We start from the raw sequence: 13,447 nt of genomic DNA, 5'->3' as shown, positions 1-13,447 counted from the left end.
AGTGGTGCGGTCGGCGGCAGATCCGGTGGGTGCGGCTCAGACCGTCTCGTAGGCGGCGTCGGCCTCGGGCTTGGACTGCGCGCTGGCCAGTGCCTCGATGATCGCCTGCGTGACCTCGTCCGTCGAGCTCGTGCCGCCGATGTCGCGGGTCAGGTGGCCGGCCCCCGTCGTGGCCTCGATCGCGGCCTCCAGGCGGCGCGCCTGATCGGAGAGGCCGAACTGGTCGAGCATCAGCGCCGCGGAGGCGATCGCACCGATCGGATTGGAGATCTCCTGACCGGCGATATCCGGAGCGGAGCCGTGGACCGGCTCGAACATCGACGGGAAGCGCCGCTCCGGGTTGAGGTTGGCACTGGCGGCCAGGCCGAGACTGCCCGCGAGCGCCGAGCCCAGGTCCGAGAGGATGTCGGCGTTGAGGTTCGAGGCCACCACGACCGAGAGGTCCTCCGGGTGCAGGATGAACTTGGCGCTCATGGCATCCACCAGCACCGACTCGTTCGCCACGTCCGGGTACTCGGCGGCCACGCGCTGGAAGACCTCGTCCCACAGGACCATGCCGTACTGCTGGGCGTTCGACTTGGTCACCGAGGAGACCTTCTTCACCCGACGGGTGCGCGCCAGGTCGAAGGCGAAGCGGATGATCCGCTCGCAGCCCTTCTCAGTGAACAGCGACGACTGGATCGCGACCTCCTCGCCGGGGCCGCGGCCCGAGAGGTTGCGTCCGCCCAGTCCGGCGTACTCCCCCTCGGAGTTCTCGCGCACCACGATCCAGTCGAGGTCCTCGGAATCGGCCTTGCGCAGCGGCGACTGCACGCCGGGCAGGAACTTCACGGGGCGGATGTTGGCCCACTGATCGAAGTTCTGCGTGATGTTCAGGCGCAGGCCCCACAGGCTCACGTGATCCGGCACGGACTCCCAGCCCACGGCGCCGAAATAGATCGCGTCGAAGTCGCGCAGCTGCTCCAGGCCGTCCTCGGCCATCATCACGCCGTGCTCGGCGTAGTAGGCCGAGCCCCAGGGGAACTCCTGCCACTCGAAGGCGAAGGATCCGTCGGAGGCCTCGGCCATCGCGTTGAGGACGCGGCGCCCGGCGGCGACGACCTCCTTGCCCACGCCGTCGGCGGGGATGGAGGCGATGCGGAAAGTCTGCTCAGCCATGGTCGGCCTTTCGTCGAGGTGCGGCGCCGCGGGAGTCTGCGGCTGGGATCCAGTAGAGACCGCGACGACTCGATCGGTCCAAGACCGCATTGCGATCCCCTCCATAGGAAGGGCCTATCCAAGTTCCGGGGTCGGGAGCTCGTCTCCGTCCGGGCCCTCCTCATGAGCGTGCTCGCGGGCATGGCCCAGGAAGGCGACGGCCAGCGGGGTCAGATCGGCGGTGCGGCTGATCAGCGAGATGTGCAGCGGCGGCCGCGGATCCAGAGGCAGCGCCGTCAGGCCCATCGCCCGGGCCATGGGCATCCACGACGACGGCAGGATCGCGTGTCCCGCATCGGCCATGACCAGCGGCAGGATCGAGGTCCGGTGCGCGGCTTCCACCACGATGCGCAGGTCGATGCCCTCGGCCAGCGCCTCGTCCAGGACCTGGCGCATGAGCGAGCCGCGCTGCGACGCGATCATCGGCTGTCCGGACAGCTTCGCCAGAGGCACGGCCTCGAGACCATCGAAGGCCCGCGAATGCCGAGACAGGACGATCACCAGGTCTTGCCGCGGCAGCGGCTGCACATCCACCGCGGCACTGCGGAACGGCTCGGGGGTGCCCAGCAGGCCGAGCTCGGCCGAGCCCTGGCGCACCGCGTCGACGACCTGCTCCGGGGTGAAGGCCGCCTCCACAGCGATCCGCACGCTCGGGCGCTCGGCGGTGAATCCCGCCACGAGCGTGGTCAGCGGCTCCATGGCCGGCGACGGCATGGCGATCAACTCGAGCCTGCCCGTCAGCGTCTCCGACAGCTCCGCGGCCGCCCTGCGCGCCACCTCGAGATCCCGCAGCACGATCCGCGCGGGTCCCACGAGCGCCTTCCCGGCCTCGCTGAGCACCACGCCTCGGCCGATCCGGTGGAACAGGGGCACACCCAGCTCGGACTCCATCCCCTTGATCGTCTGGGACAGCGACGGCTGGGCGAGGTACAGGTGCTCGGCGGCCCGGGTGAATCCGCCGTGGTCGACCACGGCCAGAAAGCAGGTCAGCTGACGGATGTCCATGGAAGCAGCCTCATCTCTCGGGGGTCGCGGAAACGACTCATCGGCCCTGCCTATGCGAATGGTAGCTATCCGGACTTGGACGTGGCCTGCGTCACAGGCGCAGAGTGAGGGGACCCTCGTGAGGAAGGACCTCCAGTGACCGACACCAGCCCCACCTCCTGGGCCCGGGATGCCTCCCGGCGCACGGATGTGCGCTCCGCCCTGCTCGGCGGCAAGACGTTCCGCAGCCTGAGCGAGCAGAAGCTCTCCCCGCGGGAGGAGAAGTTCGAGCGAGCCCGCCAGACGGCCGGCTTCTTCGTCGCTCCCGCCATCGCGATCCTGTTCGCGCTGCTGCCCGTGAACCTCGAGCCGGATCAGCATCTGCTGGCCTCCGTGCTGCTGGGCGTGATCGTGCTGTGGATCTGCGAGCCGGTGCCCATCCCCGTGGGCGGCCTGATCGGCGTCGGCGCGATCGTCGTGCTGGGCGTGGCCCCGGCCGGCGACGTGCTCGCGCCCTTCGGGTCGACCACGATCTTCACGTTCATCGGCGCGTTCATCCTGGCCCAGGCCATGCTCAAGCACGGGATCGCCCAGCGCGTGGCCCTGTTCGTGCTCTCACTGCCGGGCGTGGGGCGCTCGACCTACCGGGTGATCATCGCGTTCGGCGTGATCACCTGCATCCTCTCGGCCTTCGTCTCCAACACCGCGACGGTGGCCATGCTCATGCCGACCGCTCTGGGCATCCTGGCGGTGATCGCCCAGCTGATGCAGGACCGCGGAATCGTCAAGGAGGACTTCGATCCGCTGCGCCTGCGCGTGGGCGCAGCACTCATGCTCATGCTGGCCTACGGAGCCAGCGTCGGCGGCCTGCTGACACCGGTCGGCTCCCCGCCCAACCTGATCGGCCGCGGCCTGATCGAGGAGGCCATGGGCATCCGGATCTCGTTCGCGCAGTGGATGGTCATGGCCTTCCCGATCTGCCTGGGGATGTTCATCGTTCTCGCCGCGACCATGTTCCTGCTCAACCGGCCCGAGGTCCGTCGCCTGGACGGCGTGGAGGACTACGTCCGCGAGCAGCGCGAAGCCCAGGGCCCCATGGATCGCGCGGCCAAGAACACGATCATCGCCTTCGGCGTGACCATCACCCTGTGGCTGCTGCCGGCCGTGGTCAGCCTGTTCGCGGGCACCGACTCCGAGCTCTACATCTTCATGGACGACCGCCTGGACGAGGGCATCGTGGCGGTGCTCGGCGCCTCCCTGCTGTTCATCCTGCCCAAGGACTGGGCCAAGCGGGAGCCCACCCTCACCTGGTCCGAGGCCGCCAAGATCGACTGGGGCACGATCCTGCTCTTCGGCACGGGCATCATCTTCGGCTCCATGCTGGCCGACACCGGCCTGGCCGAGACCATCGGCACCGGCGCCTCCGAGAACCTGGGGGTCACGAGCCTGGCCGCGATCACGGTGTTCTCCGCAGTGCTGGCCGTGCTGATCTCGGAGACGACCTCCAACACGGCCGCCGCCGCGGTGATCGTCCCGATCGTCATCCCCCTGTGCCAGGCCATGGAGGTCGATCCGTTGGTGCCCGCCATGGCGGCCACGTTCGCGGCGTCGTTCGGGTTCATGCTGCCGGTCTCCACGCCGCAGAACGCGATCGTCTACGGCACCGGCGCAGTGCCCATGGTGCGGATGATCCGCACGGGCGCGGTGTTCGATGTCCTGGGCATCATCCTCATCGTGACCATGGTGCCGGTGATGGTGGGGCTGGTCGGGCTCTCCGGCTGAGGCCCCCGGTCTGATCCGCCGAGGGCGCGGCCCCCGAAGCCATCCCGGCTCGGAGGCCGTGCTCCTGCGGGGGCCGTCGTGGACGGCGGAAGGCTCAGTCCCGCGTGCGCCCGCCCCGACGGCGGCGCAGACGATGCACCAGCTCGGACGGCGTGGGCGCGGACATGAGCTGTCGCGCTGCCCAAGCCCGCGCACCGCTGTACGGCGGGAAGGTGACGCTGAGGGTCTCCGGGCTCAGGGGCTTGGCCAGCACCGAGCGGTGATGGCTGAACGTGTCGAAGCTGGCGCGCCCGTGATAGGCGCCCATGCCGGAATCGCCCACTCCGCCGAAGGGCAGCTGCGGGTGGATGAGATGGACCATGGGGGCCTCGAACGTCATGCCGCCGGAGGAGGTCCGCTCGCTGAAGTCGGCGCGCACCTGCTCGTCCCGGCTCATGACGTAGAGCGCCAGGGGCTTTTCCCCGACCTGGACGACGTCGATCGCCTGGCCGTGGTCCTCCACCGCCACGAGCGGCAGGACGGGCCCGAAGATCTCCTGCTCCATGAGCGGACCATCCGGTGCGCTGCGCACGATCGTGGGCTCCAGGTACCGGTCCTCGAGGTCGTGGCGCCCACCGGTCAGGACGTCCGCTGCCGGCACCCGCTCGAGCAGCTGCGTCAGGCGCTGCAGGTGCCGCGCGCTCACGATCCGCCCGTAGGAGGGGCTGGACTGCGGATCCTCGCCGTAGAACTCGCGGATGGCCTCCGCGAGCAGCGGCATGAGCTGCTCCAGCACGCTGGCCGGAGCCATGACATAGTCCGGGGCCACGCAGGTCTGCCCGGCGTTGACCAGCTTGGCCCAGGCCAGGCGCCGGGCGGCTGCCTGCAGATCGACGGTGGCATCGATCCACACGGGCGACTTGCCGCCGAGCTCCAGCGTCACGGGCGTGAGGTGCTCGGCTGCGGCCCGCATGACCACGCGCCCCACGGCCGAGTTGCCGGTGAAGAAGAGGTGGTCGAAGCGGTGCTGCAGCAGCCGCGTGGTCTCCGGTACACCGCCTTGGACCACGCCCACGCAGTCGGGCAGCTCCTGCTCCAGGGCCCGGCTCAGCGCCTGGGACACGTGCGGGGTGTGCTCGGAGGGCTTGACCACGGCGGTGTTGCCGGCCGCGAGCGCGCCCACCAGCGGAGACAGCAGCAGCTGCACCGGGTAGTTCCACGGAGCGATGATCAGCACGGTGCCCAGGGGCTGCGCCTGGACCCAGCCGCTGGAGGGACTCAGCACCGCAGCCGATCCCACGGACCGCGGCGCCATCCAGGAGGCCAGGCTGCGACGGACGTGGCGCAGCTCGGTGAGCGTCACGCCGATCTCGGTGAGCTCGGACTCGGTCTGCGACTTGCCCAGGTCCTGGGCCAGCGCCGCCTGCAGCGCCTCACGGTGCCCGGTCAGCACGCGCTCGAGCCGGTCCAGGCGCTCCAGCCGCAGCTCGAGCGGCGCCGGGGCGCTGAAGGCCGCCTGAGTGCGCTCCACGAGGCGATCGATCTGCCGGGCGCTGTCTGCGGGCAGATCCTCGACCGCGCTGAGCTGCGGCTCGCGCCGCCGGAACGAAGGGGCCGTGGGCAGGGACTCGGACTGGGTGCCTCGCTCGGTCATAGGTCCACGGTAGAGGCCCTCCCCGACAGCACAGCGTCCTGCCTCAGAGCAGCCCGTGCTCCTCGAGCTGCTCCGAGATCGAGGCACCGTCGTTCGCGCGGATCAGCGGGATCCCCTCCGGCAGCTCGGGGCCGTCGGCGGTGAGCAGGCGACCGGAGGCCAGCACGGCCTCGGTGGGCGAGAGCGTGCGGATCACGACGGCGGCCACGTTCTGCGGGTAGCGCTGCGCGAAGCCCCCGTAGATCTCCGGGTCGTGCTGGCCGTCGTCGCCGATCAGGATCCACTTCATGTGCGGGAACTCGCGGGCCAGCTGCTCGAGGTTCTCGACCTTGTGCCGGGGCCCCGAGCGGAACCAGCGATCCGTGGTGGGTCCCCAGTCGGTGAGCAGCAGCGTTCCGGGTGGGTAGGCGTTGCGGCTCAGGAAGCGGCGCAGCGTGGGCGCCACGTTCCAGGCCCCGGTCGAGAGGTAGATGAAGGGCAGGCCGCGGTGGCGGCGGCGCAGGCGCTCCAGCAGCACCGGCATGCCGGGGGTGGCGTCGCGGGCGTGCTCGTTGAGCACGAAAGAGTTCCAGGCCGCCAGCATGGGCCGCGGCAGGGCGGTGACCATGACGGTGTCGTCGATATCGGAGACCACGCCGATGCGCTGGGAGTCGTCGACCACCCAGATCCGGGAGGTGGCCCAGGCCGAGCCGGCGGTGCGCAGCCGCGCGGTGTGCACGCCGGGCTCCAGGCTGATCTCCACGTCGGCATCGATCACCCCGCCCTTGTCCGCCACCAGCCGGAACTGCACGCCCTCGATCTCGACATCCACGTGGGCGAAGCTGATGGGGATCGAGGTGAAGGAGCGCCAGCCGCGGATCGAGGTCTCGTCCTCGGCGGTGGGGTCCTCCGGCCCGTGCGTCTTGTAGAGGGCACGGCCCAGGATGCGCACGTGGTCGGTGGTTCCGTAGCAGTCGAAGGCGATCATGACGGGTCGGTCCCCGCGCCGCTCCGCGCTGCGCTGCCGGAACTGGGTGAAGCCCTGCTCGATCCGGTACCCGAAGTTCAGTGCATCCTGCGTGACCTGGTCCATGGTCTGGAGCAGATCGGTGGCCAGGTCGACGGGCTGCTGGTCCTGTTCCGGACGGGTCTGCGACATGGCGCTCAGTCTGGCACAGCCCTCCAGGCTCACCACGCACGACGCCGGCCCAGCCGTCGTCGTGCCGCAGCCGTCGGCTGCGCGGACTGTGATGCGGCGCCCGCTCCACGGCGGCGCCTGGAGGACGCGTCCAGCCTGATGCGGTGCAATGGGGGCATGTCGAGCGACCCGAACCCCCGCACCACCGGTCCGAGCACCGGCCCCACGACGGCCCCCGCCGCGCCTTCGCCGCACGCGGACCCCGTCACGCCGCACCGGCTCTTCAGCGTCCTGGCGCTGGCCGAGGCGGTGACCTGGACACTGCTGATCCTGGGAATGATCGGCAAGTACGCGCTGCATCTGGGCGACTGGCCGGTGTCCGTGGGCGGCGGCATCCACGGCTTCGTGTTCCTGAGCTACTGCGCGGTCGTCGTGATCGTATGGATCGACGCCCGCTGGTCCTTGACCGACGGGCTGCTCGCCCTGCTCAGCGCCGTGATCCCCTACGCCACGATCCCGGTGGAGCGCCGTGCCCTGCGCCGCGGTCTGCTCCCCCACCGCTGGCGCCTGCGCGGCGGGAACGACGGCGACGAGCCCGCGCGCGGACCGCTCGAGAAGCTGCTGGCCGCCCTGCTGCGGCATCCGGTGGTCTCGACGGTCGTGGTCATCGTCGTGGTGGCGGCTCTCTACCTGACCCTGCTGGCCATGGGTCCGCCCGTGGAGGTCTCCCCGGAGTGATCCTGCGCAGCGCTGAAAGGGGCGCCCGGTCCATATGGGCCGGGCGCCCCTTCGCGTGACGGCAAGTTGCCCGTCCCGACTGAGTGATCTGTTTCACAGCTGGCTATCGTCGTGGCATGACCAAGACGAAGCTCATGGACAAGTCCCTGTACGAGGCGGAGCTGCTGCGGCTGCAGGCCGAGCTCGTGGAGATGCAGCAGTGGGTGAAGTCGACCGGCAATCGCGTCGTGATCGTCTTCGAGGGCCGTGATGCGGCGGGCAAGGGCGGGGCGATCAAGCGCCTGACCGAGTACCTCAATCCCCGCACCGCCCGCATCGTGGCGCTGCCGGCGCCCACCGAGCGGCAGAAGACGCAGTGGTACTTCCAGCGCTACATCGAGCATCTGCCGGCCGCGGGCGAGATCGTGATCTTCGACCGCTCCTGGTACAACCGCGCCGGGGTCGAGCGGGTCATGGGCTTCTGCACCCCGGAGGAGCATCAGCGCTTCCTGCGCCAGTGCCCGATCTTCGAGCAGATGCTGATCGAGGACGGGATCATCCTGCGCAAGTACTGGTTCTCGGTCTCCGGCAAGGAGCAGGAGAAGCGCTTCCAGTCCCGGCTCTCCGATCCCATGCGCCACTGGAAGCTCTCGCCCATGGACCTCGAGTCGCTGACCCGCTGGGAGGACTACTCACGGGCCCGCGACGAGATGCTCGTGCACACCGACCTCCCCTATTCGCGATGGAACATCGTGGAGGCCGAGGACAAGCGGCGGGCGCGGATCAACATGATCGCCGACCTGCTGCACACCATCCAGTGGGAGCACATCGAGCGCCCGGAGCTGGAGCTGCCCAAGCGCCCGCCCTCCTCGGGCTATCAGCGCCCGCCGCGCGAGCTGCAGCGCGCCGTCCCGGACCACTCCGCCGAGGTGGAGGCCGAGGCCGAGAAGAAGCCCTCCCTGAAGAAGAAACGCGGGGCCAAGAAGGGCTGAGCCTCGTCGGACAGGCGGGGGTTCAGTCGGCGACGGCGGTGCTGACCACCATCTTGCCGACGTTGCGGCCCTGCATCATGCCCAGGAAGGCGTCGAAGGCCTGGTCGATCCCGTCCTCGACAGTCTCATCGGCCACGATCTCCCCTGCCGCGAGCCAGGGACCTATCTCGGCCAGGAAGTCGCCCATGGCCTCGGTGTAGAAGCCCTGGATGAACCCCTGCAGCATCAGCCGCTTGGTGACCAGCATCCCCATGTTGCGCGGACCCGGGGCGGGCTGATCGTCGTTGTACTGGCTGATCGCACCGCACAGTGCGGCGCGGCCGTCGTCGTTGAAGTGCTGGATCGCAGCCTCCAGGTGATCGCCGCCGACGTTGTCGAAGTAGACGTCGATGCCGTTCGGAGCGGCCTCCCCGAGCTGGCCCATGACGTCGCCGCGCTTGTAGTCCAGGCAGGCGTCGAAGCCGTAGCGCTCGGTCACGATGCGGTTCTTCTCAGGACCGCCCGCCGAGCCGATGACGCGGGCGGCGCCCTTGAGCCGGGCGATCTGCCCCACGGCCGAGCCGACGGTGCCGGCGGCACCCGAGACGAACACCGTGTCGCCCTCCTGCATGGCCGCGATCCGCGTCAGACCCAGCCACGCCGTGAAGCCGGGCATCCCGGCGATCCCCAGGAACTTCGAGGCGGCCAGCGGGCCGTCGGCATCGCGCAGGTCGGGCAGCTGCTGCGCCTTGGCCGCGGGCAGCTGGGCCACATCGCGCCAGCCCTGTCCGTGCAGCACGCGGGTGCCCTCGGGGACCTCGTCCGACCGGGAGGCGACCACGACACCCACCGCCGCGCCGTCCATCGGCTCGCCGAGCTCGAAGGGCGGGACGTAGGAGGGGCCGTCGTTCATGCGACCGCGCATGTAGGGATCCACGGAGATGGCCTCGTTGACCACGCGGATCTCGCCGTCGGACAGCTCCGGCAGCTCCACGGTCTCCTGGCGGACGTCGTCCTCGGTGGGCCAGCCGCTGGGTCGAGCGGCCAACACCCAACGGGTGCTGCGGGCGGAGGCGGCAAGATCGTTCACAGTGGGAATGCTCATGGACACCACTGTCCGCCTGCCGGCCCCGGTGCGTCCACCGCAGCGCTCAGCCCGTGGCGAAATGCGCTGTCAGCGGCGGATCGGGAAGACGGTGCGGGGGCGCTGCAGCTGCCACGGATCCTCCAGAGCATCGCGGGAGAGGATCTCCAGCCACTCGACCTCGCGGCGGATGCCGTGGTCGGTGTGCTCCCCGGCGCCGAGTCGACCCCGCAGCACCGGCTCGTGCAGACCCTCCTGCGCCTCATCTCGTTCACGCCCGAACGCGGGTCCCTCGGCGGAGGCCGAGGACAGCGGGATGAGCACCTCCTCACCGGGCTGGGCCTCGGTGCGCAGGCGCTCCAGCTGCCCCGGGCGGCGTCGACGCTGGGCTGCGGTGTCCCCGGGCGCGGGCTCGGCGGGCAGCAGCAGGGCATCGTGCTCCAGCACGGGACCGGCCACGACCCAGGCGCGCCGACCCGGGCCGGGTTCGAACGGCTTCTCGTGCGGACTGGGCGGACTCGGCCAGACGGCCTCCAGGCCCATGGGGGTCTCGGGCCACAGCGGGCGATAGTGCTGCTCGTCCTTGGCGATCAGCGACGAGCGGTGCGCCGCGTGGAACTCCAGGTCGCCCACCCACGGCGGCAGGGCCGCCGGGCTGCGGGCCGCCTCCGGAGCGAACTCGGCGATCTTCCAGCGCGTGGAATCCCGCCCGCCGCGGGCCTCCCACTCATCGACCATGGCCAGTCCGTAGGACACCAGCCCGGGCACATGTCCGGACCACATCAGCACGGCCGGGTGCGTGCCCCAGCCGTAGTCCGGCAGGCACAGCGCACGCAGGATCTGCAGCGTCTCGACGCGCTGCTTGCCCAGGCGACGGCGGTCCAGAGCGCGGGCGGAGTCAGCCGGGCTCGGCAGCGGGAGGAAGGTCTGCACAGCGGCTCAGCCTACCGGCGGGAGACGACGAGACAGCCCGACTGGCCCCGACAGCCGCGGCTCCGACATGCTGAGCCCATGACCGCCACCACCCCGATGAGCCCGTCCTCGTGAGCGCGCAGTCGACTGCCCGCTCCACCGGCCCCGGGGCCGCGATGGTCCTCTCCGCCTGTCTGTCGATCCAGGTCGGCGCGGCAGCCGCCGCCCAGCTCTTCGACGACCTCGGCTCGTGGGGCGCCAGCGCGCTGCGGCTGCTGCTGGCCGCCGGTCTCATGCTGCTGGCCGCCCGCCCGAGGATCCGGGCGTGGGACCGGCTGCAGTGGCGCTCCGTGATCGCCCTGGGACTCGCCCTGGCCGGGATGAACGGCTTCATCTACGCCGCCATCCAGCGCATCCCGCTGGGGACGGCAGTGGCCATCGAGTTCCTGGGCCCCCTGGTGCTGGCGGCGTGCCTGTCCCGACGCTCCCGCGATCTGCTCTGGGTCGCGCTGGCCTTCATCGGCATGGCCCTGCTGGGCGTCGAGTCCGCTGTCACCGCGGCTTCCCTGGATCCGCTGGGCGTCGTGTTCGGCCTGCTCGCCGGGGCGTTCTGGGCCCTCTACATCCTGGCCAGCGCGGAGACGGGCAAGCAGGTCCCCGGACTCGGCGGGCTCAGTGCGGCCATGATCATCGCCGCAGTCGTCGTGGTGCCGATCGGCGCCTCGGGAGCGGTGCGGGTTGTCGAGGAGCCCGGGCTGCTGCTCTTCGCCCTGGCGGCCGCGCTGCTGTCCTCGGTGCTCCCGTACTCGCTGGAGATCGCTGCGCTGCGCCGCCTGCCCAGCGACGTCTTCTCCGTGCTGCTGAGCCTGGAGCCCGCGATCGCGGCGGTGGTCGGCTGGGTCCTGCTCGGCCAGGGTGCTGGAGTGCTGAGCATCGCGGCGGTGAGCCTGGTGGTCCTGGCCAGCATGGGCGTCACCCTGGGCCAGGGGCGCACACGCGCCGACCCCGAGCCCTCGGCCGCCTGAGGCACCGGTCACAGCGGGTCCGCACCGCGTCACACACGAGTGAGGCAGCCGACCCTGTCGCCGGGAGATCTATGCTTACGCAACCACCCCCGACGACAGGAGCCCCCCGATGGCACTCTTCGCCTCCAACGGCACCCTCAGCAAGGACCTTCCCGCGCCTCTGGATCGCGTCCGCGAGGCGATCGAGTCCACGGCCCGATCGGAGGGCCACCACATCGACGCCGTCAGCAGCGATCGGCTGCGCTTCGACATCACCACCAAGCGCACAGCCCTGAGCTGGGGCACCCATCTGGCGATCACCCTGGAGGAGGCCGGCGGCGGAACGCGGATGACGGTCGACTACGACAACAGCCCGGGCTCCCCCAAGGCGCTGATGGACAAGAAGAAGAACACCAAGTCCGCCCAGACCTTCGCCGATCAGGTCGAAGCCGCGCTCTGAGCCGGGATCGCCCCGTTCTGGCAGCGATCACGGCGACGACGAGGGGGGGTGCGACGCCATCGCGGCGTCGCACCCCCCTCGGTGCTGCCGGCCCCGGGCAGACCTGTTCAGCTCAGACGGAGTCCGCGAGCGCCTGCGCGATCGTGGTGGCCGGGCGCCCGAGCAGGGTCTGCAGATCCCTGCTGTCCGACTCCAGGGCGCCGTCGGCGATCCCGCGGTCCATCTCGGCGACGAACCCGGCGACCTGCTCCGGCAGACCGGCCTGCTGCAGCACCTGCGCGTACTCCTCGACGGTCTGATCGATGTAGTCGACCTCGCGCTCGAGCAGCCCGCCGATGCGCGCAGCGATCTCGGGGTAGCTCAGGGCAGGGTCGCCGGCCAGCTCGTAGACTCGGCCCTCCTGGGCCTCCATCGTGATCACGGCCGCGGCGGCCTCGGCGTAGTCCCTGCGCGAGGCTCCGTTCACACGGGCCGTTCCGGCGGCCCCGAACATCTTCCCGTACTCGCGGGCCGGGGCGATCGCCGAGGCGTAGTTCTCCCAGTACCAGCCGTTGCGCAGCAGCACGTGGCCGATGCCGGACTCGGCCAGCAGCTGCTCGGTCTCCCGATGCTCGGGGGCCAGGTTCAGGGTCGAGGTCTCGACACCCAGCAGCGACGTGTAGGCGATCAGCTGCACACCGGCCGCCTGAGCAGCCTGGATGACGTTGGAGTGCTGCGCCACGCGCTTGCCGATCTCGCTGCCGGAGACCATCACCAGGCGCTGCACGCCCTCCAGAGCGGCCTTCAGGGCGTCGGCGTCCTCGTAGGCGGCGACGGCGATCCGAATGCCGCGCTCGGCGAGGTCCTGCGCCTTGTCGGCATTGCGCACGACGGCGACGATCTCCTCCGGCGCGACCTGGCGCTCGATGAGGGATTCGATGACCTGATGGCCCAGCTGTCCGGTGGCTCCGGTGACGGCGATGCTCATGATGCTCTCCTTCGGTTCGGTGTTCTTGCACACCGTAGCACTTACTTTTCGTAAGCACTGCGTATCTTCACGTGCCGACATATTCGAAAGTGCACTCGCTACAGTGGAGGACATGGCAGCGCAGAAGACGACACCAGGAACCGAGCACGGGCAGGCCGCGCAGCCGTCGGCCGAGCTCGGCGCGGACGTCATGGCGAAGGCCTGCGCGTCGCGCTCCGTGCTGCATCACGTCACGGGCCGATGGGGCGCCCTGACCATGGTCGCGCTCTCTCGCAACGAGGGCCCTGCGCGCTTCGGCGAGCTGCGCCGGGCCATCGAGGGGATCAGCGACCGCATGCTCTCCCAGACTCTCAGCGAGCTCGAGCGCGACGGCCTGGTGGTGCGAACCGTGCACAGCGCCATCCCGCCGCACGTGGACTACGCCCTGACGGAACTCGGCGCGGCCGTGGCCGAGCCTCTCATTGCGCTCATCACCACGATCGAGGCGGATCTGCCCGCCGTGCTGGAGGCCCGGAAGGTGCACGACGACTGCGCGTGACCAGCCCGCGCAGTCGTCGTCGGCAGCCGTCGATCTCGGCCCCACAGGCCTGGGACCGTCAGGCCACCTGCCGGCCCGTCG

Annotated in this window: 13 protein-coding genes; 6 read left to right on the top strand and 7 right to left on the bottom strand. The window is 70.4% G+C overall.

Features of this window, described 5'->3' with window-relative positions:
- Window positions 1-36: 36 nt before the first annotated feature.
- Both OVA15_RS03450 and OVA15_RS03445 read right to left on the bottom strand, forming a co-directional pair.
- Window positions 37-1,158, bottom strand: coding sequence for a tartrate dehydrogenase (locus OVA15_RS03450; RefSeq protein WP_268143090.1), 1,122 nt, complete (start codon window positions 1,156-1,158; stop codon window positions 37-39).
- 114 nt (window positions 1,159-1,272) lie between these two features.
- Entirely contained in the window at window positions 1,273-2,202 is a 930-nt protein-coding gene (locus tag OVA15_RS03445; RefSeq protein ID WP_268143088.1) for a LysR family transcriptional regulator, read from the bottom strand.
- 135 nt (window positions 2,203-2,337) lie between these two features.
- On the opposite strand from OVA15_RS03445, the gene OVA15_RS03440 reads away from it, so the two are divergent.
- On the top strand, window positions 2,338-3,963 hold the full coding sequence (locus tag OVA15_RS03440) for an SLC13 family permease (protein ID WP_268143085.1): 1,626 nt from the start codon (window positions 2,338-2,340) through the stop codon (window positions 3,961-3,963).
- A gap of 94 nt (window positions 3,964-4,057) precedes the next feature.
- On the opposite strand, the gene OVA15_RS03435 is transcribed toward OVA15_RS03440, so the two are convergent.
- Complete coding sequence (locus tag OVA15_RS03435) at window positions 4,058-5,596, bottom strand: aldehyde dehydrogenase family protein (protein ID WP_268143083.1); 1,539 nt, start codon at window positions 5,594-5,596, stop codon at window positions 4,058-4,060.
- Between the two features lie 43 nt (window positions 5,597-5,639).
- The gene (locus tag OVA15_RS03430) at window positions 5,640-6,734 is read right to left on the bottom strand and encodes an App1 family protein (RefSeq protein ID WP_061711273.1); all 1,095 of its coding nucleotides are present in this window, start codon (window positions 6,732-6,734) and stop codon (window positions 5,640-5,642) included.
- A 156-nt stretch (window positions 6,735-6,890) separates the two neighbouring features.
- Here OVA15_RS03430 and OVA15_RS03425 point away from each other — a divergent pair, with 156 nt between their 5' ends.
- Window positions 6,891-7,451: a DUF3817 domain-containing protein gene (locus tag OVA15_RS03425; RefSeq protein WP_268143081.1), complete on the top strand. Its 561-nt coding sequence runs from the start codon at window positions 6,891-6,893 to the stop codon at window positions 7,449-7,451.
- Window positions 7,452-7,567: 116 nt separating this feature from the next.
- A complete protein-coding gene (gene ppk2 / locus OVA15_RS03420; protein WP_268143078.1) occupies window positions 7,568-8,422 on the top strand; it encodes a polyphosphate kinase 2 in 855 nt (284 codons plus the stop codon).
- 22 nt (window positions 8,423-8,444) lie between these two features.
- On the opposite strand, the gene OVA15_RS03415 is transcribed toward ppk2, so the two are convergent.
- Window positions 8,445-9,506, bottom strand: coding sequence for an NADP-dependent oxidoreductase (locus OVA15_RS03415; protein ID WP_268143075.1), 1,062 nt, complete (start codon window positions 9,504-9,506; stop codon window positions 8,445-8,447).
- Between the two features lie 69 nt (window positions 9,507-9,575).
- The gene (locus OVA15_RS03410) at window positions 9,576-10,418 is read right to left on the bottom strand and encodes an MSMEG_6728 family protein (protein ID WP_268143072.1); all 843 of its coding nucleotides are present in this window, start codon (window positions 10,416-10,418) and stop codon (window positions 9,576-9,578) included.
- A 110-nt stretch (window positions 10,419-10,528) separates the two neighbouring features.
- Here OVA15_RS03410 and OVA15_RS03405 point away from each other — a divergent pair, with 110 nt between their 5' ends.
- Together OVA15_RS03405 and OVA15_RS03400 are read left to right on the top strand one after the other, a co-directional pair.
- Entirely contained in the window at window positions 10,529-11,422 is an 894-nt protein-coding gene (locus OVA15_RS03405; protein ID WP_268143070.1) for an EamA family transporter, read from the top strand.
- 109 nt (window positions 11,423-11,531) lie between these two features.
- On the top strand, window positions 11,532-11,861 hold the full coding sequence (locus OVA15_RS03400; RefSeq protein ID WP_024290587.1) for a hypothetical protein: 330 nt from the start codon (window positions 11,532-11,534) through the stop codon (window positions 11,859-11,861).
- A 112-nt stretch (window positions 11,862-11,973) separates the two neighbouring features.
- Here OVA15_RS03400 and OVA15_RS03395 read toward each other — a convergent pair whose 3' ends face one another.
- A complete protein-coding gene (locus OVA15_RS03395; RefSeq protein WP_206390093.1) occupies window positions 11,974-12,828 on the bottom strand; it encodes an SDR family oxidoreductase in 855 nt (284 codons plus the stop codon).
- 112 nt (window positions 12,829-12,940) lie between these two features.
- Between OVA15_RS03395 and OVA15_RS03390 the strand changes: the two genes are divergently transcribed.
- Window positions 12,941-13,366 carry a winged helix-turn-helix transcriptional regulator gene (locus OVA15_RS03390; protein ID WP_268143066.1) on the top strand — a complete coding sequence of 142 codons (426 nt, stop codon included), beginning with the start codon at window positions 12,941-12,943 and terminating at the stop codon, window positions 13,364-13,366.
- The last annotated feature ends 81 nt before the right edge of the window (window positions 13,367-13,447 follow it).

The sequence above is a fragment of the Kocuria sp. SL71 genome, assembly GCF_026672465.1.
Lineage (GTDB): Bacteria > Actinomycetota > Actinomycetes > Actinomycetales > Micrococcaceae > Kocuria > Kocuria palustris.
The sequence above is the reverse complement of the archived record's forward strand: the minus strand, read 5'-3'. Positions and strand labels throughout refer to the sequence as shown.

Coding starts and splice junctions, on each gene's coding strand:
- OVA15_RS03450 (WP_268143090.1), bottom strand. CDS start 1,158: ATGGCTGAGCAGACTTTCCGCATCGCCTCCATCCCCGCCGACGGCGTG.
- OVA15_RS03445 (WP_268143088.1), bottom strand. CDS start 2,202: ATGGACATCCGTCAGCTGACCTGCTTTCTGGCCGTGGTCGACCACGGC.
- OVA15_RS03435 (WP_268143083.1), bottom strand. CDS start 5,596: ATGACCGAGCGAGGCACCCAGTCCGAGTCCCTGCCCACGGCCCCTTCG.
- OVA15_RS03430 (WP_061711273.1), bottom strand. CDS start 6,734: ATGTCGCAGACCCGTCCGGAACAGGACCAGCAGCCCGTCGACCTGGCC.
- OVA15_RS03425 (WP_268143081.1), top strand. CDS start 6,891: ATGTCGAGCGACCCGAACCCCCGCACCACCGGTCCGAGCACCGGCCCC.
- ppk2 (WP_268143078.1), top strand. CDS start 7,568: ATGACCAAGACGAAGCTCATGGACAAGTCCCTGTACGAGGCGGAGCTG.
- OVA15_RS03415 (WP_268143075.1), bottom strand. CDS start 9,506: ATGAGCATTCCCACTGTGAACGATCTTGCCGCCTCCGCCCGCAGCACC.
- OVA15_RS03400 (WP_024290587.1), top strand. CDS start 11,532: ATGGCACTCTTCGCCTCCAACGGCACCCTCAGCAAGGACCTTCCCGCG.
- OVA15_RS03395 (WP_206390093.1), bottom strand. CDS start 12,828: ATGAGCATCGCCGTCACCGGAGCCACCGGACAGCTGGGCCATCAGGTC.
- OVA15_RS03390 (WP_268143066.1), top strand. CDS start 12,941: ATGGCAGCGCAGAAGACGACACCAGGAACCGAGCACGGGCAGGCCGCG.